Source organism: Vibrio sp. B181a, from assembly GCF_030248375.1.
In the GTDB taxonomy this organism is placed as follows: domain Bacteria; phylum Pseudomonadota; class Gammaproteobacteria; order Enterobacterales; family Vibrionaceae; genus Vibrio; species Vibrio campbellii.
This window is the reverse complement of the sequence record NZ_JAHGAD010000038.1, coordinates 1-23,839: the sequence shown is the minus strand read 5'-3', so window position 1 is coordinate 23,839 and position 23,839 is coordinate 1. Positions and strand designations below refer to the sequence as shown.

General features: G+C 46.4%; 19 protein-coding genes. 9 read left to right on the top strand and 10 right to left on the bottom strand.

Annotated features, from left to right (window positions below; genetic code table 11):
* Positions 1–231 precede the first annotated feature (231 nt).
* The 4 genes from acnB to hrpB all read right to left on the bottom strand — a co-directional run bounded on the left by acnB (position 232) and on the right by hrpB (position 10,341).
* A complete protein-coding gene (gene acnB, locus KIO97_RS16905) occupies positions 232–2,820 on the bottom strand; it encodes a bifunctional aconitate hydratase 2/2-methylisocitrate dehydratase (RefSeq protein WP_039840268.1) in 2,589 nt (862 codons plus the stop codon).
* Between the two features lie 269 nt (positions 2,821–3,089).
* Positions 3,090–5,402, bottom strand: a complete 2,313-nt coding sequence (locus KIO97_RS16900; RefSeq protein ID WP_009707551.1) for a patatin-like phospholipase family protein — start codon at positions 5,400–5,402, stop codon at positions 3,090–3,092.
* Between the two features lie 87 nt (positions 5,403–5,489).
* Positions 5,490–7,880, bottom strand: coding sequence for a penicillin-binding protein 1B (gene mrcB, locus KIO97_RS16895; RefSeq protein WP_285383502.1), 2,391 nt, complete (start codon positions 7,878–7,880; stop codon positions 5,490–5,492).
* Positions 7,873–10,341, bottom strand: a complete 2,469-nt coding sequence (hrpB, locus tag KIO97_RS16890; protein ID WP_285383501.1) for an ATP-dependent helicase HrpB — start codon at positions 10,339–10,341, stop codon at positions 7,873–7,875. The genes mrcB and hrpB overlap by 8 nt, the downstream gene beginning before the upstream one ends.
* 66 nt (positions 10,342–10,407) lie before the next feature.
* On the opposite strand from hrpB, the gene sfsA reads away from it, so the two are divergent.
* The 7 genes from sfsA to panC all read left to right on the top strand — a co-directional run bounded on the left by sfsA (position 10,408) and on the right by panC (position 16,364).
* On the top strand, positions 10,408–11,124 hold the full coding sequence (gene sfsA, locus KIO97_RS16885) for a DNA/RNA nuclease SfsA (RefSeq protein WP_005439390.1): 717 nt from the start codon (positions 10,408–10,410) through the stop codon (positions 11,122–11,124).
* Positions 11,125–11,260: 136 nt separating this feature from the next.
* Entirely contained in the window at positions 11,261–11,707 is a 447-nt protein-coding gene (gene dksA, locus KIO97_RS16880; protein WP_005439389.1) for an RNA polymerase-binding protein DksA, read from the top strand.
* Between the two features lie 109 nt (positions 11,708–11,816).
* Positions 11,817–12,680 (top strand): tRNA glutamyl-Q(34) synthetase GluQRS, encoded by an 864-nt coding sequence (gluQRS, locus tag KIO97_RS16875; RefSeq protein WP_039984547.1) that lies wholly within the window; start codon positions 11,817–11,819, stop codon positions 12,678–12,680.
* A 101-nt stretch (positions 12,681–12,781) separates the two neighbouring features.
* A complete protein-coding gene (gene pcnB, locus KIO97_RS16870; RefSeq protein WP_285383500.1) occupies positions 12,782–14,149 on the top strand; it encodes a polynucleotide adenylyltransferase PcnB in 1,368 nt (455 codons plus the stop codon).
* Positions 14,146–14,631 carry a 2-amino-4-hydroxy-6-hydroxymethyldihydropteridine diphosphokinase gene (gene folK / locus KIO97_RS16865; RefSeq protein ID WP_005428652.1) on the top strand — a complete coding sequence of 162 codons (486 nt, stop codon included), beginning with the start codon at positions 14,146–14,148 and terminating at the stop codon, positions 14,629–14,631. Before pcnB ends, folK begins: the two co-directional genes overlap by 4 nt.
* 24 nt (positions 14,632–14,655) lie before the next feature.
* A complete protein-coding gene (gene panB, locus KIO97_RS16860) occupies positions 14,656–15,450 on the top strand; it encodes a 3-methyl-2-oxobutanoate hydroxymethyltransferase (RefSeq protein ID WP_005531735.1) in 795 nt (264 codons plus the stop codon).
* 11 nt (positions 15,451–15,461) lie between these two features.
* Positions 15,462–16,364 carry a pantoate--beta-alanine ligase gene (gene panC / locus KIO97_RS16855; RefSeq protein WP_050906823.1) on the top strand — a complete coding sequence of 301 codons (903 nt, stop codon included), beginning with the start codon at positions 15,462–15,464 and terminating at the stop codon, positions 16,362–16,364.
* A gap of 62 nt (positions 16,365–16,426) precedes the next feature.
* Here panC and KIO97_RS16850 read toward each other — a convergent pair whose 3' ends face one another.
* From KIO97_RS16850 to KIO97_RS16835, 4 genes are all read right to left on the bottom strand, one after another.
* Positions 16,427–17,356, bottom strand: a complete 930-nt coding sequence (locus KIO97_RS16850; protein ID WP_285383499.1) for a Kdo(2)-lipid IV(A) acyltransferase — start codon at positions 17,354–17,356, stop codon at positions 16,427–16,429.
* Between the two features lie 142 nt (positions 17,357–17,498).
* Positions 17,499–18,269 carry an ABC transporter permease gene (locus KIO97_RS16845; RefSeq protein ID WP_038891984.1) on the bottom strand — a complete coding sequence of 257 codons (771 nt, stop codon included), beginning with the start codon at positions 18,267–18,269 and terminating at the stop codon, positions 17,499–17,501.
* Positions 18,269–19,186 carry an ABC transporter ATP-binding protein gene (locus KIO97_RS16840; RefSeq protein ID WP_045381649.1) on the bottom strand — a complete coding sequence of 306 codons (918 nt, stop codon included), beginning with the start codon at positions 19,184–19,186 and terminating at the stop codon, positions 18,269–18,271. The genes KIO97_RS16845 and KIO97_RS16840 overlap by 1 nt, the downstream gene beginning before the upstream one ends.
* A gap of 240 nt (positions 19,187–19,426) precedes the next feature.
* Positions 19,427–21,097, bottom strand: coding sequence for a SulP family inorganic anion transporter (locus KIO97_RS16835; RefSeq protein WP_285383498.1), 1,671 nt, complete (start codon positions 21,095–21,097; stop codon positions 19,427–19,429).
* A gap of 283 nt (positions 21,098–21,380) precedes the next feature.
* Here KIO97_RS16835 and can point away from each other — a divergent pair, with 283 nt between their 5' ends.
* On the top strand, positions 21,381–22,049 hold the full coding sequence (gene can / locus KIO97_RS16830) for a carbonate dehydratase (protein WP_005531727.1): 669 nt from the start codon (positions 21,381–21,383) through the stop codon (positions 22,047–22,049).
* An 86-nt stretch (positions 22,050–22,135) separates the two neighbouring features.
* Here can and hpt read toward each other — a convergent pair whose 3' ends face one another.
* Positions 22,136–22,666: a hypoxanthine phosphoribosyltransferase gene (gene hpt, locus KIO97_RS16825; protein WP_005428667.1), complete on the bottom strand. Its 531-nt coding sequence runs from the start codon at positions 22,664–22,666 to the stop codon at positions 22,136–22,138.
* Between the two features lie 321 nt (positions 22,667–22,987).
* On the opposite strand from hpt, the gene opaR reads away from it, so the two are divergent.
* Positions 22,988–23,605: a transcriptional regulator OpaR gene (gene opaR, locus KIO97_RS16820; RefSeq protein ID WP_005428669.1), complete on the top strand. Its 618-nt coding sequence runs from the start codon at positions 22,988–22,990 to the stop codon at positions 23,603–23,605.
* Positions 23,606–23,640: 35 nt separating this feature from the next.
* Here opaR and KIO97_RS16815 read toward each other — a convergent pair.
* On the bottom strand, positions 23,641–23,839 hold a 199-nt coding region (locus KIO97_RS16815), incomplete at its 5' end, for a hypothetical protein (protein WP_285383497.1).

Sequence of the window (23,839 nt, the reverse complement as noted above, 5' to 3'; positions counted from 1 at the left end):
CGGGAATGACATCGTTTTACTCTTAGCTATTTAATCGTCATCCTCAAGAGTGAGGCACGAGCGAGTTGGGGATCTCTCAAGACTTTGTCTAAAAGAGATTTCTATTCCCTTATCTCCCAATCTAGGAAATGACGTAGTTCTAATATCTCGAAACGCAGCGTTCTGCAAAGAAAAAAAGCGCCCACCAAAAAAGGTGGGCGCTTAACTAAGTATTCGCAGAGCTCGCTAAGATTACGCTGGCTCTTGGAAGATCACGTTATCTGCTTTCTTGGTGTACTGTTCCATCTTGTGGAAGTTCAAGTAACGGTAAGTATCCGCAGCTGTCGCATCAATTTGCTCCATGTACGCTAAGTATTCTTCCTTAGTTGGAATCTTACCTAGAATCGCACCGACTGCCGCAAGTTCCGCTGAAGATAGGTATACATTTGCACCTGTACCTAGACGGTTCGGGAAGTTACGCGTTGAAGTCGACATTACTGTTGCTTTATCTGCAACACGTGCTTGGTTACCCATACATAGCGAACAACCTGGAGTTTCAATACGAACGCCAGCGCGGCCGTAAATACCGTAGTAACCTTCTTCTGTAAGTTGGTCACGGTCCATCTTCGTTGGCGGCGCTACCCATAGACGAGTGTCTAATTGACCATTGAACTTCTCAAGTAGCTTACCTGCAGCACGGAAGTGACCAATGTTCGTCATACAAGAACCGATGAACACTTCATCAATCTGTGTACCTTGAACGTCAGACAGAAGACGAGCGTCATCTGGATCGTTTGGCGCACAAAGAATTGGTTCGTTGATTTCAGCTAGGTCAATCTCAATCACGTGAGCGTATTCCGCATCTGAATCTGCTTCCATAAGCTCAGGATTTGCCAACCACTCTTCCATCGCAGTAATACGACGCTCGATAGTACGACGGTCGCCGTAACCTTCCGAGATCATCCATTTCAGCATGGTGATGTTTGAGTTTAGGTATTCCTCAATAGACGCTTGAGATAGCTTAACGGTACAACCTGCCGCAGAACGTTCTGCTGACGCATCAGACAGCTCGAATGCCTGCTCTACAGTTAGGTGCTCAACGCCTTCAATCTCAAGTACACGACCAGAGAATTCGTTGATCTTACCTGCTTTCTCTACTGTTAGAAGGCCTTGCTTGATGCCGTATAGAGGAATGGCATGCACAAGGTCACGTAGCGTGATACCCGGCTGCATTTCGCCTTTAAAGCGCACCAAGATTGACTCTGGCATATCCAGTGGCATAACACCGGTCGCTGCTGCGAACGCAACAAGACCTGAACCTGCTGGGAACGAAATACCGAGAGGGAAACGAGTATGCGAGTCACCACCTGTACCTACCGTATCAGGCAGAAGCATACGGTTTAGCCAAGAGTGAATCACACCATCGCCCGGACGAAGTGATACACCGCCACGGTTCATGATGAAATCCGGTAGCGTGTGGTGTGTGTTTACGTCGACTGGTTTTGGATACGCAGACGTGTGACAGAATGACTGCATCACTAGATCTGCTGAGAAGCCAAGACACGCAAGGTCTTTTAGCTCATCACGCGTCATTGGGCCAGTGGTGTCCTGAGAACCTACAGTTGTCATCTTAGGCTCACAGTACTGACCTGCACGTACGCCTTCTACGCCACATGCTTTACCCACCATCTTCTGAGCTAGCGTGTAGCCTTTGTCTGATGCAGAAGGGTCAACTGGCTTAGCAAATAGATCGGTTTCTTCTAAACCAAGTGAAGTACGAGCGCGGCTTGTTAAACCACGACCGATGATCAGTGGAATACGGCCACCCGCGCGAACTTCATCAAGCAATACTTTGCTTAGCGTAAAGCTAGAAATGTCTTCGCCGTTTTTACGTACAACGCCTTCGTATGGGAAGATATCAATTACATCGCCCATGTTCATATTTTGTACGTCTAACTCTATAGGTAGTGCGCCAGAATCTTCCATTGTGTTGTAGAAGATAGGAGCAATCTTACCACCTAGACAGATACCACCAGTGCGCTTGTTTGGTACGAATGGGATGTCTTCCCCCATGAACCAAAGAACAGAGTTCGTTGCAGATTTACGTGAAGAACCCGTACCAACAACATCACCAACATACGCTAGTGGAATGCCATCTTTTTGCAGTTCTTCGATTTGATTAATTGGACCAACGCTGCCTGGTTGGTCTGGTACGATGCCATCACGTTCCATTTTCAGCATCGCTTTCGCGTGTACTGGGATATCAGGACGAGACCATGCATCTGGTGCTGGAGATAAGTCATCGGTGTTGGTTTCACCGGTCACTTTAAAGACTTTAACGGTAATCTTTTCCGCTACTTTTTCTTTTGATGTGAACCATTCAGCATCCGCCCAAGATTGTAGAACTTGCTTCGCGAATGCATTGCCTGCTTTGGCTTTCTCTTCTACATCGTAGAAAGCATCAAACATCAATAGAGTGTGAGATAACGCTTTTACAGCAATTGGGGCAAGCGCATCGTCATCTAGGAACTCGACTAGGGGCGCGATGTTGTAACCACCTTGCATCGTACCTAATAGCTCTGCGGCTTTCTCACGGCTTACAAGCGGTGATGCCACTTCACTTTTAGCAACAGCCGTCAAGAAACCTGCTTTTACATAAGCAGCTTCATCTACACCTGGTGGGATACGGTTCTCTAGTAGGTCAAGAATAAAGGCCTCTTCACCTTGCGGGGGATTTTTCAGAAGTTCAACAAGTCCAGCAACTTGTTCAGCGTCTAGCGGTTTAGGAACAACTCCTTCGGCAGCACGCTCTTCGACGTGTTTACGGTAGGCTTCAAGCACGACTTTTTCCTCTCATTGCGGTTCCTCCTTTTTTCTTACTATTTTTCAAAGTAAAGGAGTGAACATCCTTGGAAACTTGGCTCTCCATTGCCCTTGTTTTCATTCAATTCTGATTGAGAAACAGCGCCGTAGAGGCCAAACTGTGGGCGAAAGGATAGCAAATTTAACGTTAAATTAAAATCTCATCATTTTGACCAACATAGCAACTTACGACTAAAGTCCGGTAAATTTTGGCTAAATATGCGGAGATCTTGCTGTCCTATTCCCGGTTATTTAAATGATGTTCCAACGATCAAGTACACGGCATCTAAATCTTGCTCGGTACGACCGTATGCCAACATGATCGGTCCTATTGGAGAATCTACCCCAAAGAAAATCGATGCGGCATTGTACAGCGGCGCTTCATTGAGCTTCAGATCGTTATCTGACCAAACACCACCGTGTTCAAGGGATGCACCTAAATAAACTGGTGCTTCAAACAGCCCGAAGTCGTTATCCATCCATTTATAACGATACACCAGGCTGGTATAGAATAAGTTCTGCCCGATCAAGCTGTTACGTGGAATACCTGAGAGATTCAAGAAACCACCAAGCTCACGCGGGTCTAAAGGTACAGACGAGTTTTTGCTCTCAACAAAGCTGTATTCCGCTTGTCCGACTAAAGTATGACGACTATGAGTCACTGCTCCCTTGAAACGCGCGGTAATCTCGTAAACAGTATCTTCAATATTGCCATCTGGGTTTAACTGACGAAAATCCTCTGGAGTCTTATCGTGAGAAACTAGGTAATCCAAATCGATCAACATACCGTGCGTTGGGAAAGCGAAATCGTCCAAGGTATCTAGGCGGTAATTGGCAAATACACCCAAACGCTCATAATCAAGCTCACCGAAAGACTGAAAAGTGGATGCTTCAATCGCCCCTTTGGTATAGCGCCCGCCAACTCGGAACTCTTGCCAAAGCGTAGGTTGCACACCGGCAGCAAGCTCTGTAATAAACTCGGTGTAAGACACTGGCAGGTAATCGTAAACAGACCCAATATCGGGATTTTCAAAGTTATCAGAGAGGTTTCTGTTCTCTGTGTTGTAATTCACTTTGCTAGAAACGAACAACTGCTGACTCGAAAGCACTGGAGAGTAAAGCTCCGCCTCAATCAATTTATCCGTGCCCATATCCACATTAAAGGTCAGCTCGGCGCCGTGAGAGTTCAAGTTGGTGAAATTAGCCGACATGCCGATGCCATATTGACTATCGGTATTGAAATCATCTTCTAAGAAGAAGCGGAAGTTTAAGTAGTTTGGGCCCCAAGATTTTTCGTTCACTTCAAAGACGAGTAAGTTCACCCCATCGATTTCTTCAAAGTGATAAGTGATCAGCTCAAAACGATCCAGTGCATAGAGATTTTCTACCGCTTTCTCTATCTCAGCCGTTTCTAGAGGGCGTCCTGTGTCTAACTCAAGTCGGTTAGTCAACAGCACATCACTGTAGTGGGTATTATTCACAAGAACGATTTGGTCGACGACGCGCTCATCCCCATACTCAAGGTTCTTGCGCATATCTTGTTTATGCTCGATGTATTTCTGGTAATCCGCATTCGACACACTCAGCCCTTCAAGCTTTGACTTTAGTCCTCGTGTGATCTCGTAACCCGCTTTAAAAGCGTCTGGCATTTTTTCGAATTCGACCGTTTCCATCTGCCCAACATCAGGACGAATGTAGACATCATCACCGCTAAGCGTTTCAGCTTGTTCTTGAGTACTGCGGCGAACTAGATAGTTGGACAGTTGGTCTGCTACGGCAAATAAGCCGGTAAAGTCCTCTTCACTTTTGTAATCGGTACTAATATCAACGGCAATCACCACGTCGGCGCCCATTGCGCGAGCAACATCAACGGGCATGTTATTGACTACCCCGCCGTCCACCAACATATGACCATTCAGCTCGTATGGAGGAAGTGCGCCAGGCACTGACATACTCGCCATCATGGCATCAACTAGATAACCGTTATCTAAGACGACCTCTTCTAGTTCGACGATATCCGTCGCGACTGAGCGGTATGGAATGGCAAGATCATCAAAGGAGTTAAAACGACCAAGGTTGCCTGTGGTTTCACGTAGAATGCGCAACATGTTTTGGCCTTGCACCACGCCTGTTGGCGAACGCACTTCACCAAACCTCAACCCTAAGTCAGTGGTGATTTGATAACGGTCTTCGTATTCTTTGTCGCGGACGCGACGTTGGCTGCGGTCGACACGGTCTCGATAACCGCTGTTCCAATCGACACTGTAGATAAAGCTTTCGATTTCATCGGCGCTCATCCCCGTGGCATATAGGCCACCGACATAGGCACCCATACTAGTCCCTGTGATGATATCAACGGGAATATTCATCTCTTCCAGAGCCTTCAAAACCCCGATGTGAGCGGCACCTTTTGCCCCGCCACCAGCCAGTACGACGGCGATTTTAGGACGAGATTGATCATCACTGACTTGCTTAGCAAAGGAAGGCGTTGCAATCAAAAAGGAACAGACCCAGAGCGCAACACAACGCTTCCATGGGTTTGAGATCGACTTTTTGAACATTCACTTCTTCCTTTACTGAATATTGAACACCTACTTTTACTAAGATTTGAACAACTTCACAAGTCAGTGATGACGTTTTTGGTGGTCTTACCAATCAAATAGGTTATTCAACCAATTCGATTTTTTCTCACACTGCTGTTTGATTTGCCCAGACTTATCCCACACAGGCAACTTGTATTCACTGCGGCAGTTCATTTCCAGCGCGCCATTAGCGGCTTTTTGGAAGCCTAATGTGGTCACTTGTTTTGGCCAAGGCAACTCTAGTCGCTCAGGGATACGTTGTTTCAGGTATTCCGCGTAGACACGCAATGCACCACTTGAACCAGTGAGCTTGGTCGACTTGTTATCATCACGCCCAAGCCAAACGGTTGTCACTTCACGACCGTCGACACCCACAAACCAACTGTCACGGCTGTCATTACTGGTACCGGTTTTGCCTGCAAGAGCAGCCCATGCGAACTGACTTTGTAGGAATCGACCTGTACCTTGAGCGACCCCTTGCTTCATCGCGTAAGTCGTCAACCAAGCCGCTTGTTGGTCCACCGCTTGAGATGAGCGAGGTAGCGATTGATAAAGCACATTGCCATCCATGTCGATCACAGAGCGTAATGCCGATAGCTTGGCGCGCTTACCTGAGTTAGTGACTGTTTGGTACATCTGCGCGACTTCGAATGGCGTCAACGAGAAGGAACCAAGGAACATAGAAGGCACTGGACGAATTTCATTCTTATCCACGCCCAAACGCTCTAGCGTAGCCGAAACTTCTGGAATACCCAGCTCCATACCCAAACGCACGGTAGGCACATTGAGTGATTTCGCCAACGCTAAGTACAGCGGCACATCACCACGGAACTTACGGTCGAAGTTACGTGGCGACCAAACCGAGCCTTTACTGCCTTTCAAGCTAAGCGGAGTATCGTGAAGCGTGGTTGCAAGGTTGTACTTCTCTGGCTGCTCTAGCGCAGTTAAATAGATCGCAGGCTTAACCAAAGAACCAATTGGACGACTTGCATTCAAGGCGCGGTTAAAACCTTCATAGCCAACACGTTTACCACCGACCATAGCGCGAATCTCGCCACTATGACGGTCAACCGCAACCGCTGCAGCCTCGAGCTCTTTACCTGCACGTTTAGCAAGTTCAGGGACCTTCTTCGCGATCGCTTGCTCTAACTTGCTTTGCGATACCGGGTCGAGAGAGGTAAACAAACGTAAGCCGGTTTCAGCTTTGAAGTTGTCACCTACTTTTTCTTTCAGCTCAATGTTCAGTTGTTGGAAGTACGCCGGCTGACGACTCGCAATACGAGGTTTACTTTGTGTATCTAACGGACGATTTACCGCTTGTTCATATTGCTGCGCGGTTAACATGTCTTGTTGCATCAACAAACGTAATACCAAGTCACGACGGGTTTTGGTGCGCTCAGGGTAACGAATTGGGTTGTAGTAAGACGGTCCTTTCACCATACCAACCAACATGGCAAGTTGGTCGATACGAAGCTCTTGGATCGGCTGACCGAAGTAGTAACGCGATGCCAGAGCAAAACCATGGATTGCATCTCCACCGCTCTGACCTAAGTAGACTTCATTCAGGTAAGCTTCAAGAATACGGTCTTTGCTGTAGCGATAGTCCAGAATCAGAGCAATGTACGCCTCACGGACTTTTCGCCACAAGGTTTTATCACGTGTCAGGAATAAGTTTTTCGCAAGCTGCTGAGTAAGTGTACTACCACCTTGAACAGTACGACCCGCTTTGATGTTAGCAACAAGGGCACGACCAATCGCCAGCGGCGAAACGCCATCATGCTGATAGAAATCACGGTCTTCAGTTGCTAACAGTGCATCGACAAGCACTTCTGGGAATTGATCTCGACGTAAGAACAGACGCTGTTCATTCTGATCTTTTTCCAACATCCCTAGCATCTTAGGTTCAATACGCAGGTAACCAAGATCGCCTTTGGATTCCAAAGATTGAATGCGTTGTAGACCACTGCTTGAGAAATGCAGCATAACGTGACGATCAGGCTCAGGACCATCAGCAAACTCGAACGGACGACGAATAAGCTCAATACGCGTTGAAGAAGAAGAGTATTCACCAGGGTAACGAGGCTGACTCACCTTACGGTAGTTCAATACATCAAGCTCATTACGCATCTCTTTGATGGTAATGTTCTCACCTGGGCTCAAATTGAGGATACGCGCATAAACGACAGTTGGTAGATCAAACAGCTGGCCGTCAAAGCGGTCTTTCACCACACTATCAAGATAGATACCAACAAACAGCAATACCGCCGCAAGCGCGACACCCGCTTTCCAACTAAATGACCAAATGACCTTAAGCCAAGACCGCTTGCCATTACTTGGCTTTTTCGATGGCGATTTTCTCGGTCGCTTCGCACCGCTTTTCTTAGCGGCAGTCGTTTTACTTGACGTTGTTTTCTTGGCTGGTGCTCTTTTTGCACCGGGCTTTTTAGTATCAGTCATTATTCAATTGTCTTTTTGTTTTTGTTGTCGCTACATGAGTGGCAGGATCGTCAGGCCAAACGTGTTTTGGATATCGGCCTTTCATCTCTTTTTGCACTTCTTTGTAGCTTCCTGCCCAAAAGGCAGCTAAATCCGTTGTCACCTGAAGAGGACGTTGTGCTGGAGAAAGTAACTCTAGCACTAATCGCTTGCGACCTTGTGCCACGGTTGGAGAAGTGCTCTCTCCAAACACTTCTTGCATACGCACTGACAGTACTGGTTCATGACCAAATTGGTAACGAATGCGCTTTTTCGAACCCGTTGGTAAGCGATAATCTTCTGGTAACCACTCATCAATTTGTTGATTCAACGGCCAACCTAATCGAGCGTTCAACGCTTCCACTAGGTTCACTTTCGCCAAATCTTTCACCGATGATACCGTGCTCATGTACGGCTCTAGCCACTCTTCTAGGCCATTAAGCAAACTGGTCTCATCAAAACTTGGCCAAGCTTGCTCAGGTAACCATTCCACTGCGCAGCGAATACGTTCTAACAAATTTTCCGCTGCCGACGTCCAGTTTAGACTCTGTAAGCCCTGACGGCGGACATAAGTGAGTAAAGCTTGTGTCATTTTTTCTTTACCCGGACTCGGCAAGGCTTCGCGTTTAATCACCAGTTGACCAAGTTTGATTTGGCGTTCTGCAATCAAACGGCCTTTTTTCTCATCCCAATCAACCAGCTCAGCCGACGTGAAAAGGTGCACGAACGTTTCTTGTAATGCGTTGATATCTAAGTCACAAGCTAGGTTAATTTGGCTTGAGTTAGAATGCGAGCGCATCAAATCAATCGCAACTAAGTAATCACAACCACCGAGTGTCTCTTCTGGTCGACACTCAGCGCCATGCCCGTTCGACAAAGTAAAACGACCATATTGGTTAACACGCTGCTGCGCAATGCGATCTGGGAAAGCTAAGCTCAATACTAGCGCCAGCACTCGCTCATCTACATTAGGTAGGCTGAATACCGTATCCAGTTTGTGCGCCAGCGCTTGAGATCGCTTGTGCAATATCGCTTTCTTTGCATGTGTACCACTTATCCAGCGATGTAGGCTATGCGCGATGTTAGTCACATTGCGCTCAGGCTCTTCAATTAGGGCGACCGCAGCCAAAGCGGTATTTAGCATTTTTTCACTGCGCTGCTGCGTCTGAATCAGCATTGCTGCAGAGCGCGGCTCTACACCAAGAGCGTGGGCCGTCTTACCTGCAGAAGTAAGTTGGCCTTGCTCGGTAATTAACCCTAAAGAAATCAACAGCTGTTTAGCCTGAGCAAGCGATGCTGAAGAAGGAATATTCAACCATTTAAGCTCAGCGATATCCCCTGCTCCCCAGAATGCCAGTTCCATGACTAAGCTTGCTAAATCTGAGTGCAGGATTTCTGGTTGGGGAACTTGCGGTTGCTGCTTGAATTGGCTTTCTGAATACAATCGGACGCAAATGCCCTCTTCAATACGCCCTGCACGGCCAGCACGTTGAATCGCAGACGATTGTGCCACTCGCACTTGCTCTAATCGCGTAAGTCCATTCTTCAAATCAAAACGCGCCACACGTTCTAATCCAGAATCGACGACCAATCGAATGCCTTCAATGGTCAAAGAAGTTTCAGCAATGTTAGTCGCGAGCACGACTTTGCGTTTACCTCCAGAAGCGGGAGCGATGGCTTTTTGCTGCTCGGCAAAGCTAAGTTGACCATAAAGAGGACACACTTCTACGTTATCAGGTAGGTGTACTAAACGCTCTTGCACTTGCTTGATGGCACCGATACCCGGAAGAAAAGCAAGCAAAGAGCCAGACTCTTTGCTCATCAAGTTCTCGATCGTTTTTGCCATGGAGGTCGGCAAATGATCATTCGCCCCAAGCGGTAAATAGCGCGTTTCTACCTCAAAACTACGACCTTCCGACTCAATGTAAACCGCCTCCGGTAATAAGGATTGCAAGGCATCTTGGTCAAGCGTTGCCGACATTACCACCAGCTTTAAATCGTCTCGTAATGCTTCTTGAACTTCTAGGCTAAATGCTAAGGCCGTATCCGCATGAATACTGCGCTCGTGAAATTCATCAAAAATCAGTAGATCAATGCCGTCTAACTCAGGGCCACTTTGGATCATGCGCGTCATGATCCCTTCCGTCACAATTTCAAGTTGAGTGTGCTTACTCACTTTTGTCTCGCCGCGCACTCGGTAACCCACACGCTCTCCTACTTGCTCTCCCAACTGCTGCGCCAAATAACGTGCGATATTGCGCGCAGCAAGACGACGAGGCTCTAGCATTACAATCTTGCCCGTCACGGCTTGGCTTTTAAGAAGTTGTAGTGGGAAGTAAGTGGATTTACCGGCACCAGGAGCAGCCTTGAGGATCACTTGGTGTTGATGTTTGACCGCCGTAAGTAATTGTGGCATCACGGCTTCGATCGGCAATTGTGACAAAGGAAATACCCTATGTTGTAATGTTGGGCACATTGTACATAAAAACACTCTTGGCTAAATAAGCAAATGCAATTCGAACCTGCTCTAGAGTCAGCGACTCTACTCAAACGCTACAAACGCTTCCTTGCCGATATCGAATTGGATAACGGTGAGATTCGAACAATTCACTGTGCGAACACTGGCGCAATGACAGGCTGTGCAATGCCAGGCAATAAAGTTTGGTATTCCACTTCTGATAACCCGAAACGCAAATACCCGAACAGTTGGGAGCTGAGCGAAACGCCACAAGGGCATCGTATTTGTATAAATACCGCTCGTGCCAATCAACTGGCGGTAGAAGCAATTGAAAATAATGTCATTTCGGAACTGTCGGGATATGACCAACTTCAAACTGAAGTGAAATACGGCAATGAAAATAGCCGAATTGATATCTTGCTCAGCGCAAGTGATAAATCAAAGTGTTATATAGAAGTGAAGAGCGTCACCCTACTTGATGAGGAAAGTTCATCGGGACAAGGTTATTTCCCTGATGCCGTGACTACGCGAGGACAAAAGCACCTGCGAGAGCTCACAGAAATGGCACAAACTGGAAGTAGAGCCATACTTTTATTCACTGTTTTACATTCAGGTATTGAAAAAGTATCTGCGGCGCACCATATAGACGCGAAATATTCAACGTTACTAAAACAAGCACAAGACGCTGGAGTAGAAGTTCTCTGCTACAAAGCCGAACTGAGCAACACTGAAGTCAAGCTAATCTCTGCTATTGAATTTATCAATTGAGAGAAAAAATGATGTCGTCTTCACATTGACGATAAGTTTGCGATTCAGTAATTGCCTGCACCGCCTCTTTTTGCTATAGATACCCGCCTTAAATTGACTGCAATGCAGTTGACTAGGTGTAAGTAGGAGATGCTGTATGCCAGAATCAAAGAAGAAAACGATAGGCATCCTAGCCATTGCCGGTGTGGAGCCATATCAGGAAAAGCCTGGTGAAGAGTACATGTCACCAGAGCAGGTTGAACACTTTACAAAGATCTTAACAGCTTGGCGTAATCAGCTCAGGGAAGAAGTCGATCGCACTGTACACCACATGCAGGACGAAGCAGCAAACTTCCCAGATCCAGTTGACCGTGCTTCTCAAGAGGAAGAGTTCAGCTTAGAACTGCGTAACCGTGACCGTGAGCGTCGTCTGATCAAGAAGATCGAAAAAACTCTAGACAAAATTACTGAAGACGATTTCGGCTTCTGTGAATCTTGTGGCGTAGAGATTGGCGTTCGTCGCCTAGAAGCGCGTCCAACTGCTGATCTTTGTATTGACTGCAAAACGCTTGCAGAAATCAAAGAGAAACAAATGCAAGGTTAATCAACCACGCATTATGATTATTGAAAGGGAGCTCAGGCTCCCTTTTTGTTTTGACTAGCTTTTTAACGCTAAACTTCTAGTTTTACCCGAATACTTTCGAGATACACGCATGACACGCTATGTAGGTCGATTTGCCCCATCCCCTTCAGGACCATTACATTTTGGTTCCTTAGTTGCCGCTCTTGGCAGCTACTTTCAAGCAAAAGCCAATCAAGGGACTTGGCTCGTTCGTATCGAAGATCTTGACCCACCGAGAGAAATGCCTGGTGCAGCAGAAGATATTCTTAATGCGCTCCAAGCTTATCAACTCCACTGGGATGGTGAAGTGGTGTATCAAAGTGAACGACACCACTTATATCAAGCACAAATTGATGCGTGGTTGGAGAATGGCGATGCTTATTATTGCCAATGTACACGTAAGCAAATAAAAGAACATGGTGGTTATTATCTCGGCACTTGCCGCGACAAAGGCTTGAAAGAAGGTGCGATTCGCCTAAAAATGACCAAGCCCATCGCCAACTTCCTCGATCAGAAGCATGGTTTGATGACCATTCCTGAAGCGTTAGTAAATGAAGATTTCATTATTAAACGTCGAGATGGATTATTTGCCTATAATCTTGCGGTAGTATTAGACGATATCGACCAAGGGGTGACTGAAGTCGTCCGTGGTGCCGACTTAATTGAGCCCACAGGTCGTCAAATCAGCTTGTACCAAATTCTTGGACAACCGGAAGTTAGCTACTTGCATTTACCATTGGCGATGGACACTAACGGCAACAAACTGTCGAAACAAAACCATGCGACAGCCATTGATGTCGCTAATCCGAAGCCAGCTCTGCTGCATGCAATGACGTTTTTAGGATTCGATATTCCTGACGATATTCGAGCCGCTAACGTAGACGAAATACTACGTTGGGGCTGCGAAAATTGGCGTTTGCAACAGCTTCCAGCGGAGATCGAGATCACACCGTGATTCTCAAACGGCACTGTGTAGGCTATCATTAGCCGCAAAATTGGCCCTAGAGGCATAAAAACTAACCAAAGCAAGATTGGATTAAACCCAGTTATTGCCAGATGCACATGAATACAAACGACAATACAACAAGCGAATCTGCCATGATCCCAGAACTCGCTCTCAATGTACTTACTCGTGAAGAGCACAACATTTCGCGTAAGCAGATCAGTGATAATGCACTGAAGGTGCTATACCGACTAAACGGTGCCGGTTTCGATGCTTTTCTTGTGGGTGGCGGGGTTCGAGACTTACTGCTTGGACAAAAACCAAAAGACTTTGATATCGCAACTAACGCGACACCAGAGCAAATCAAACAACTGTTTAGAAACTGTCGTTTGATTGGCCGTCGCTTCCGTCTTGCCCACATTATGTTTGGCCGAGACATCATCGAAGTTGCGACCTTCCGTGGTCACCACCAAGAGCAAAAAAACAAGAACGTTTCTCAGCAGTCAAAAGAAGGCATGCTGCTTCGTGACAATGTTTACGGCACTATTGATGAAGATGCAGAGCGCCGTGACTTCACGATTAACTCGATGTACTACAACATCGCAGACTACTCAATTCACGACTATGCACGTGGCATTGAGGATCTAGAAGACCGCCTTGTTCGCCTGATCGGTGACCCAGAAACCCGTTACCGCGAAGACCCAGTGCGCATGCTGCGTGCGATTCGCTTTGCTGTGAAGCTCGACTTCGACATCGAAGAAGACACCGCAGCACCGATTGAAGAGATGGCCCCGCTGCTACGCGATATCCCATCGGCACGTCTATTCGAAGAATCGTTGAAGATGCTTCAATCTGGTCACGGTCTAGAAACTTATCACCTACTGCGTGAATACAACCTATTCCAGCAGCTTTTCCCTGCGATTGCTGAACACTTCACTGAAGATTACGAATCTCACACTGAGCAAATGCTTGATTTGGTGCTTGATTCGACCGATATGCGTATCGAAGAAGGCAAACGCATCAACCCAGCATTCATGTTTGCTGCCATGCTGTGGTACCCGCTATGCGCAATGGCTGACAAACTGATGGAACAGCATAACCTGTGCCATTACGACGCCATCATGGAAGCGAGCAACATCATTCTTGATGACCAAGTACGTACCATCGCGATTCCACGCCGTCATACCGCGACAATTCGTGAAATTTGGCAGCTACAATTACGTCTTCCACGACGCAATGGCAAACGCGCATTCCGCCTCATGGAGCTCAACAAATTTAGAGCTGGCTTTGATTTTCTTGAAATGCGCGGTGAAATTGAGGGTGGAGACACTCAGAAGCTTGCCAAGTGGTGGGAAACTTTCCAAAATGCGGGCCGAGAAATGCGCCAAGCCATGGCTGGCGATCTCGATGGCCAAGCGCCTAAAACTGGCCAACGCCGCCGTAAAACCTATCGCAAGAAAAAGAGTAAGCCGAAATCATGATCACAGCGTACATTGCGGTAGGCAGTAACTTGGCTGATCCCGTCAGCCAAGCGAAGCAAGCGATCGAGGCATTAAAAACGCTACCAAACTCCGAGTTTGTGCAAGCCTCTTCGCTCTACAGTAGCACGCCGATGGGACCACAAAACCAACCGGATTACATCAATGCGGTGGTGGCGATTAAAACCAATTTGACGCCTCTTGAACTGCTCGATTGCACCCAAGCGATTGAGCAGGAACAAGGGCGTGTCCGTAAAGAAGAACGCTGGGGCCCAAGAACCTTGGACCTCGACATGATTCTGTACGGCAATGAGGTGATTGATTCCGAAAGACTGACAGTTCCACACTATGGAATGAGAGAGCGCGAGTTCGTACTCTACCCTCTTGCGGAAATTGCACCAAGTTTACAACTCCCAGACGGGACCGAGGTGTCGTCACTACTTGAACAAGTAGATCGCAACGGCCTCAATATTTGGCAGTCATAGCCAACTCCTAGTGAGGATAAAACAATGAAAAAAATGACCATTAACGACCTGATTAAGTGGAAGCAAGAAGGTCGTAAATTTGCTACTTCAACTGCATACGATGCAAGCTTTGCCCAACTTTTTGAAAGCCAAGAAATGCCAGTACTGCTGGTCGGCGACTCTCTAGGCATGGTTCTGCAAGGTAAAACAGATACATTGCCAGTAACCGTTGAAGATATCGCTTATCACACGCGCTCTGTACGCGCTGGTAGCCCAAACTGTCTATTGATGGCTGATATGCCATTCATGAGCTACGCAACGCCAGAACAAGCATGTGAGAACGCAGCAACGCTAATGCGTGCTGGTGCAAATATGGTAAAAATCGAAGGCGGCGATTGGTTAGTTGATACTGTTAAGATGCTAACTGAACGCGCAGTTCCTGTTTGTGCTCACCTAGGCCTGACCCCACAATCTGTAAACATCTTTGGTGGTTACAAAGTACAAGGCCGCGATCAAGAAAAAGCCGATCGCATGGTGAAAGACGCATTGGCCCTGCAAGAAGCCGGCGCTCAAATTGTTTTGTTAGAATGTGTACCTGCTGAATTGGCAGCTCGTATTACTCAAGTTCTTGATGTGCCGGTGATCGGCATCGGTGCGGGTAATGTGACTGACGGTCAGATTCTTGTTATGCACGATATGTTTGGAATTTCGGCGAACTACATGCCAAAATTCTCGAAAAACTTCCTTGCTGAAACAGGCGATATGCGCAAAGCCGTGGCTCAATACATGGCTGAAGTTGAAAGCGGTGCATTCCCAGACGAAGCTCATACCATTGCCTAGAGGATAAATGCATGCAAACTTTTGCGGAAATCTCAGCGATTCGTGAACAGGTAAAAACCTTTAAGCGTGAAGGTCGCAAAGTAGCGTTTGTCCCAACGATGGGCAACCTACACGAAGGTCACCTTACGCTTGTTCGTAAAGCTCGCGAATACGCAGATGTCGTTGTCGTAAGCATCTTTGTAAACCCGATGCAGTTTGACCGTGCAGACGATTTGAATAACTACCCTCGCACCCTAGAAGAAGACCTAAGCAAACTAGGTGGGGAAGGCGTAGAATTGGTGTTCACTCCAACACCAGAAATCATCTACCCAGAAGGCTTGGACAAACAAACGTTTGTTGATGTTCCTGGCCTATCTACCATTCTTGAAGGCGCGTCTCGCCCAGGTCACTTCCGTGGCGTGACAACCATCGTCAACAAGCTGTTCAACATCGTTCAACCTGATGTGGCTTGCTTTGGTGAGAAAGACTTCCAGCAACTTGCGGTGATTCGCAAAATGGTTGAAGACTTGGCGATGGACATCGAAATCATTGGCGTACCAACCGTACGTGAAATGGATGGCCTTGCAATGAGCTCTCGTAATGGCCTTTTGACCATTGATGAACGTCAACGCGCACCAGTACTTGCTCGCACCATGCGTTGGATCAGCAGTGCGATGCGTGGTGGCCGTGATGATTACGCTTCAGTGATTGAAGATGCGAACGACCAACTGCGTGCAGCGGGTCTACAGCCTGATGAAATCTTCATTCGTGATGCTCGTACACTTCAAGCTATTACTGCTGAGACCACTCAAGCGGTGATCCTGATGTCTGCATTCTTGGGTAAAGCACGCCTAATCGACAACCAAACGGTTGATATGGTCGTAGAAACCAAAGAAGAAGAATCAAGCGAAGCGAACTCAGCAAGCGCTGAATAAGCGAAATACATAAACGAAAAGGTCGGCACTGAGCCGACCTTTTTTGTATCCGAGGAAAGGAGTTACGAATACACGCATTGAAGCCCTTCAGGACGTGTCTTGAATCGCTTATGCAGCCACATCCATGCTGGAATATCTCTTCGGATCATATCTTCAATCTCTTGGTTTAAAATGCTCGCAGCTTTAACCGGGTTACGTCGTTCAAATTGTTCACTCAAGTCACCACCAACATATAAGGTGTATTGATTGTCGCTTACTACTGTTACACCAGACATCACCGCACACTTGGTTGCATCAACCAATACACTCGAACCCGCCGTACTTGCGGCCTGATTGACAGCGAAGAAAGGCGCAAAGACCGAGCTATCCGCACCATAATCGTGATCCGGCAAATACCATAATCGCTGGCCATTCTTTAGGACTTTGAGCATCGACTTTACGTCTTTGCGATCTATCATTTGATGCCCACAACGCGTACGGCCTCGATGTTGAATAAATTCATAAGCGGGATTTGAGTTCGGACGATATACGCCATAGCCTTTCGCAAACTGGCTAAAGATTCTCGCCGTCATTTCCAAGTTAAGATGATGGCTGCATATCACCAACACACCTCGCCCATTCTTTTCTTGCTCAAGCAGGCGCTCTTTACCCACAACTTGAGTCAGACGCTGAACACGCCAATCAGGCCAAAACCACGCCATTCCGGTTTCTATCAACGCCATGCCAGTGTATTTAAAATTTGCCTTTACCAGCTGATCACATTTGGCATCGCTGTATTCAGGAAAACAGAGTTTAAGGTTTCGTTTTGCGATGTTTCTGCGGCGCTTCATCAGCGACATAGCAAGTGAACCAATACCTCTGCCTAATGCACGGAGCACTGGATAAGGAAGCAGATTAACGATCAGCGCTAATAAACCAAAAGCGAACCACACAGACCAGTATTTGGGGCGCAGTAATTTTAAAGAGAAAGGGGGAGATGGGACGACATTCATGACTTCACTCATTTACAGCAGATGCATTTACGAAAGATGAGTGAAACCTAGCATGTAAAACGTCGAAAATTTGTATGGGAATGTATTGATGTGCATAGAAAAAGAGCAGCTCTGATGGCTGCTCTTTCGATTGCTTTTTGTATTAGCTTCTTAGGCCTATCCCTTTGGTGACTAGATAGTGAGCCACAGCATAAAGAGCGACAACAAATACCGTCAGTACGCTAAACGAGGTGACAATACCCACGTCGGACACACCAAGGAAGCCATAACGGAATGCATTCACCATGTAGACGATAGGGTTCAGTTTAGACACCCCTTGCCAAAACTCAGGCAATAGGCTGATTGAGTAAAACACACCGCCAAGGTAAGTCAGTGGTGTCAATACAAACGTCGGGATGATGGAGATATCATCGAACGTTCTCGCGTAAACTGCGTTAATCAAGCCACCGAGTGAGAACACAACCGAAGTCATAAATACCGTCGCGATAATGATGCCCCAGTGGTCCACTTGCAAATCAACAAAGAACAACGACACGAAAGTAACGATAGTGCCCACCAGCAAACCACGAACGACGCCTCCCATAACAAAACCAAGAATGATGACGTAGTTTGGTACTGGCGCAACCAACAACTCCTCAATATTGCGCTGGAATTTAGAACTAAAGAATGACGATGCGACGTTGGAATACGAGTTGGTGATCACCGACATCATGATCAAGCCCGGCACAATGTATTCCATGTAGCTAAAGCCGTTCATTTCACCGATACGAGAACCAATTAGGCTACCGAAGATGATGAAATACAGCGTCATCGTAATCGCTGGCGGCACAAGGGTTTGCACCCAAATTCGTGTGAAGCGATTAATCTCTTTCGTCAGTAGGCTACAAAAAGCGGTCCAATATAACTTGTACATTATTGGTTACCTCCACGTACGATGCTGACAAACAGCTCTTCCAAACGGTTTGCTTTATTGCGCATAGAGAGTACTTTCACCCCACTCTCTGAAAGTTGACTAAATACTGAGTTCAGACCTTGGCTCTTGTCTAATTCAATCTCTAATGAACCATTGATCATTGTTTGGCTATTCACACCCGCAAGCTCTGGCATCTCACCATCAAACTCCACATCAAGAATGAAGGTCTCAACACGCAGTTTACCAAGCAGTGCTTTCATGGTCGTATTCTCGATTAGCTCACCTTTATTGATGATACCGATGTTACGACACAGCATTTCCGCTTCTTCAAGGTAGTGAGTGGTTAGGATGATGGTGATGCCCTGCTCTTGGTTAATCTCTTTCAAGAAATCCCACATAGAGCGACGCAACTCGATATCCACACCCGCCGTAGGCTCATCAAGAATCAACAACTGAGGTTCGTGCATCAGAGCGCGAGCAATCATCAAGCGGCGCTTCATACCACCGGACAAATTACGCGCGCGCTCTTTGCGTTTTTCCCACAAATCAAGCTTAGTTAGGTATTTTTCCGCGCGAACTTTAGCAAGCTCTTTGGATACGCCATAGTAGCCCGCTTGCTGCATCACAATTTGCTCAACCGTTTCAAATTGGTTGAAGTTGAATTCTTGTGGCACCAAGCCTAAGTTCTGCTTCGCTAATTCAAGATGCGTATCGATGTCGTAGCCAAAAACCTTCGTCGTACCCGAGGTTTTGTTTACTAAAGAAGAGATAATGCCAATTGTGGTGGATTTACCCGCACCATTTGGCCCTAGAAGTGCGTAGAAGTCGCCTTTTTCTACTGTTAGGCTGATGCCCTTCAACGCTTCAAATCCGCCCGCATAAGTCTTGCGAAGCTGTTCTATTTCTAATGCGTACATTGCGTAATCATTGCCATCTGTTGATGAATCGTGAATGCCAATACCGTTTGGGGGCTCGTTGCTAGCGACTCAAAGTCGAAAGCGGTATTGCACTGAAGTTGAATTAGTTTATCGTTGAATAACGATGAACACAAATAAACCTTTCTATAAAATTAGAAATAACTATAAATCCTCCCAACGCCATATAGTAAAAAGCGCCATCAAATCTCTCTGATAGCGCTTTTAAATAAATTACTTAGATTACATCGTTAGCATTTGATGCTCATCGGTTTCTACATGTTTTACCGCTGCATTCAATGCTTCGTAACGGAACTTATAAGTGTTCTCATCAGGTACCAAGTCAATCACGTGGAATTTCTCTAACTGCTCACGCGTACGTTGGTTTGGACACAGCAAATAGACTTCACACTTCGCATCCAGAGCATCTTTGATGGCGTTCTCTAGCGCCAAGCCAACGGTCACATCAATCATAGGTACATCTGTTAGATCGAGGATCATCACTTCGTAATCCGAGATACTGGAGTGCTGACGCGAAATCGCCTTCGAAACGCTGAAGATCATTGGCCCAGAAAGATAGAAGAACAACACTTTACCATTCGCTCTGTCTAACAGCCCTCGCTCACTGTCAGTCAGCGGAACATCGTCTTCATCTGCATCACTGATCGCCTTAACTTGGCGTGCTTGTTCACGGCTCAAGCGCTCAATGATAATGATGTTAGAGATAAACACACCAAGACCAACGGCGACAATCAAATCCACAAACACTGTCAATAGCATCACGCCATACATGACCGCCATACCCGGGAAGCTCACCTTATGAGCACGTTGGATAAAACTCCAATCAAGAATATTGAAACCAACATACACCGCAATGCCCGCCAGCACCGCCATCGGAATCGGCTCGGTTAACCCACTTGCAACCAATACCACCAGTGCCAAAATAAGAGCACGAATCACACCAGATAAAGGCGAACGAGCGCCAACTTGAATGTTGGTTACGGTCCCCATTGTCGCGCCAGCACCTGGCAACGCACCAAACAGGCCAGAGATCATGTTTGCCAAACCTTGCCCGCGCAGCTCCTTGTCCGAGTCATGCTCTTTACGCGTCAAAGAGTCGCCAATCACTGCGGTTAATAAGGTATCAATACAACCTAGTGTACCCAGTACCAATGCATCAATAACCATCTCAGTAAACATAGCAGGATCGATATGTGGCACGACCAAAGAAGGCAAACCTGCTGGGATTTCACCGATTCGACGAATGTCTTCTGCATCAAACAGAATCACCGATAACAAAGTAACCGCCACCAGCGCGACAAGTTGAGCGGGAACGTATTTACGGTACTGCTTAGGGAAGAAAAACAAGATACCTAACGTCAGCAAACCTAAAAACAACTCGCTAAACTTCAGGTTAGAAATGGTGTCGGGCAATGCCGATAACGTCCCGATGACCCCACCAGACGGTGCTGCATAACCAAGCAAAGGCGACAACTGCAAGATAATAAGAATCACACCAATCCCTGACATGAATCCTGATATCACACTGTAAGGCATTAACGTAACGTACTTACCCAGCTTTAACGTACCAAGCACAATCTGGAAGGCACCTGCCATCATGACCACAGTGAACGTCATGGCCATTCCCGTTTCTGGATACTTAGCCATCATGCTGGTCAGTACCGCGGTCATGATCACCGTCATTGGACCGGTTGGCTCAGAGATGAGGGTATTAGAACCACCAAATAACGAAGCAAAAAGCCCCACCATGATCGCGCCCCATAAGCCAGCTTCCGCGCCCGCGCCAGATGCCACACCAAAGGCTAACGCAAGAGGAAGTGAAATAATGGCCGTCGTGACACCACCAAACAGATCCCCTTTCAAGTTGATATCCTTAAAGCGACTACCGAACATTGAATTTGCTCCCTGCATTAAAAAGACAAAATGCCATCAATCTAACAAATATTTCGTCAAAGAAAAAAACACAATAAACCCGCGAATTAGCTAGGTTTATTCGCATACTGAATGATGTCTGCATATTTTATGATTTTAACTGCGAGAACTCGTCAGATGAGTCATCTTTGATGAATATTTAACGGGATCGAAATTGTAACATTGTGTATAGTTACAGCGCTGATCGCTTTATAAGCAATAGTGAGTGGTTGGTTTTTTTAATTTTTAGGGAAGTAGATGTCAGATGCCGGAAATTAAACAATTATTCGAAAATAACTCTAAGTGGTCAGAAGAAATCAAATCTGATCGTCCAGAATATTTCGCGAAGCTAGCGGAGGGTCAAAAGCCCGACTTTCTTTGGATTGGTTGTTCAGACAGTCGCGTTCCAGCAGAGCGATTAACTGGGCTTTTCTCGGGCGAGTTATTTGTTCACCGAAATGTTGCTAATCAGGTCATCCACACCGACCTAAACTGCCTCTCTGTAGTGCAATACGCGGTCGACGTATTGAAAGTGAAGCACATCATCGTTTGTGGTCACTACGGCTGTGGTGGTGTTAATGCTGCCATTGATAACCCTCAACTTGGTTTAATCAATAACTGGCTACTTCACATTCGTGATCTGTACTTTAAACATCGCACTTACCTTGACCAGATGCCTCTTGAAGACCGCGCTGATAAACTGGGTGAAATCAACGTTGCAGAGCAAGTTTACAACTTAGGTAACTCCACCATCATGCAAAACGCATGGGAACGTGGTCAGGATGTGGAAATTCATGGCGTGGTATACGGAATTGAAGATGGCCGCCTAGAGTACTTAGGCATCCGTTCTAACTCAAAAGAGACTGTGGAAGCTTCTTACCAAAAAGCACTCTCAACGATTCTGAATGCAGACAACAAATTACTTTGTCGCTAAGCAATGAACTTAACCAGACTGAATAAAAGAAAACGCCCGTTAATTGCTTAACGGGCGTTTTTGTATTCTTTAAACAAAAGTAACGATTACTCTTGTGGTACCACTTTACCGATAAATGGTAAGTGGCGGTATTTTTGAGCGTAGTCGATACCCACACCAACAACGAACTCGTCAGGAATCGCAAAACCGACGTAATCAACTGGCACTTCAACTTCACGACGTGATGGCTTGTCTAGTAGTGTACAAATCGCAATAGACTTAGGCTCACGTAGAGATAGGATTTCACGGATCTTGTTTAGCGTGTTACCTGTGTCGATGATGTCTTCAACGATCAGTACGTCTTTGCCTTTGATGTCATCATCAAGGTCTTTCAAGATACGTACGTCACGAGAGCTTTCCATCGTGTTACCGTAGCTAGAAGCGGTCATAAAGTCGACTTGGTGAGTCAGTTCGATTGCACGAGCCAAATCGGCCATAAATACAAATGAACCACGTAGCAAACCAACCATTACCAGATCTTCGCTGCCTTGGTAGCGTTCTGTAATTTGCTTGCCTAATTCACGAATACGTTCCTGAACTTCTTGCTCAGAAATCATGACTTCTACTGTATGTTTCATACTGTGCTCAATTTTCTTTGTGGGTTGAGGTAGGTCGTACGCAAACGATCACCTTATCTTGCGGCGTGTAGTGTAACACCCCACACCATGGGTTAAAAGCCGCTTACCATTGCTTTGATTTATTGAATGAAAGTCTTAATTTTAGAACTTATCTAGTTGAATGAAACATCAATAATGACATTACTGTCTATAAATTGTGCATCAGATGTTGACCTCGCACATATGCACCATTACACTCATCAATGCTTTAAGCAACTATTAAAATAATCAATTAGGGGATTATCCCCAAAACATCAACTCAAATGGCAAGGAAAAAGGATTATGGACTCAATTGCAAAGAGACCTCGTACTAGGCTTTCCCCTCTAAAACGTAAACAGCAACTGATGGAAATCGCTCTTGAAGTGTTTGCTCGTCGCGGCATTGGCCGTGGTGGTCACGCGGATATTGCTGAGATCGCTCAAGTTTCTGTTGCGACGGTATTTAACTACTTCCCTACTCGTGAAGATTTGGTGGATGAAGTTCTGAACCACGTTGTGCGTCAGTTCTCTAACTTCTTGTCGGATAACATCGACTTAGACATCCACGCGCGCGAAAACATCGCCAACATCACTAATGCAATGATTGAGCTAGTAAGCCAAGATTGCCATTGGCTGAAAGTTTGGTTTGAGTGGAGCGCATCGACACGTGATGAAGTATGGCCATTGTTCGTGACCACAAACCGCACTAACCAACTTCTAGTGCAAAACATGTTCATCAAAGCGATCGAGCGTGGTGAAGTTTGTGACCAACATGAACCGGAACACTTGGCGAACCTGTTCCACGGTATTTGCTACTCTATTTTCGTACAAGCAAACCGCTCTAAGAGCGAAGCTGAGTTAACGAACCTAGTAAGTGCATACTTAGATATGCTATGCATCTACAACCGTGAACATCACTAAAAAATAATTAGGCTTAAAAAATCAAAGGCTGATACTTAGGTATTGGCCTTTTTTGTTTTTGGGAAACGGGAAACGGGAAACGGGAAACGGGAAACGGGAAACGGGAAACGGGAAACGGGAAACGGGAAACGGGAAACGGGAAACGGGAAACGGGAAACGGGAAACGGGAAACGGGAAACGGGAAACGGGAAACGGGAAACGGGAAACGGGAAACGGGAAACGGGAAACGGGAAA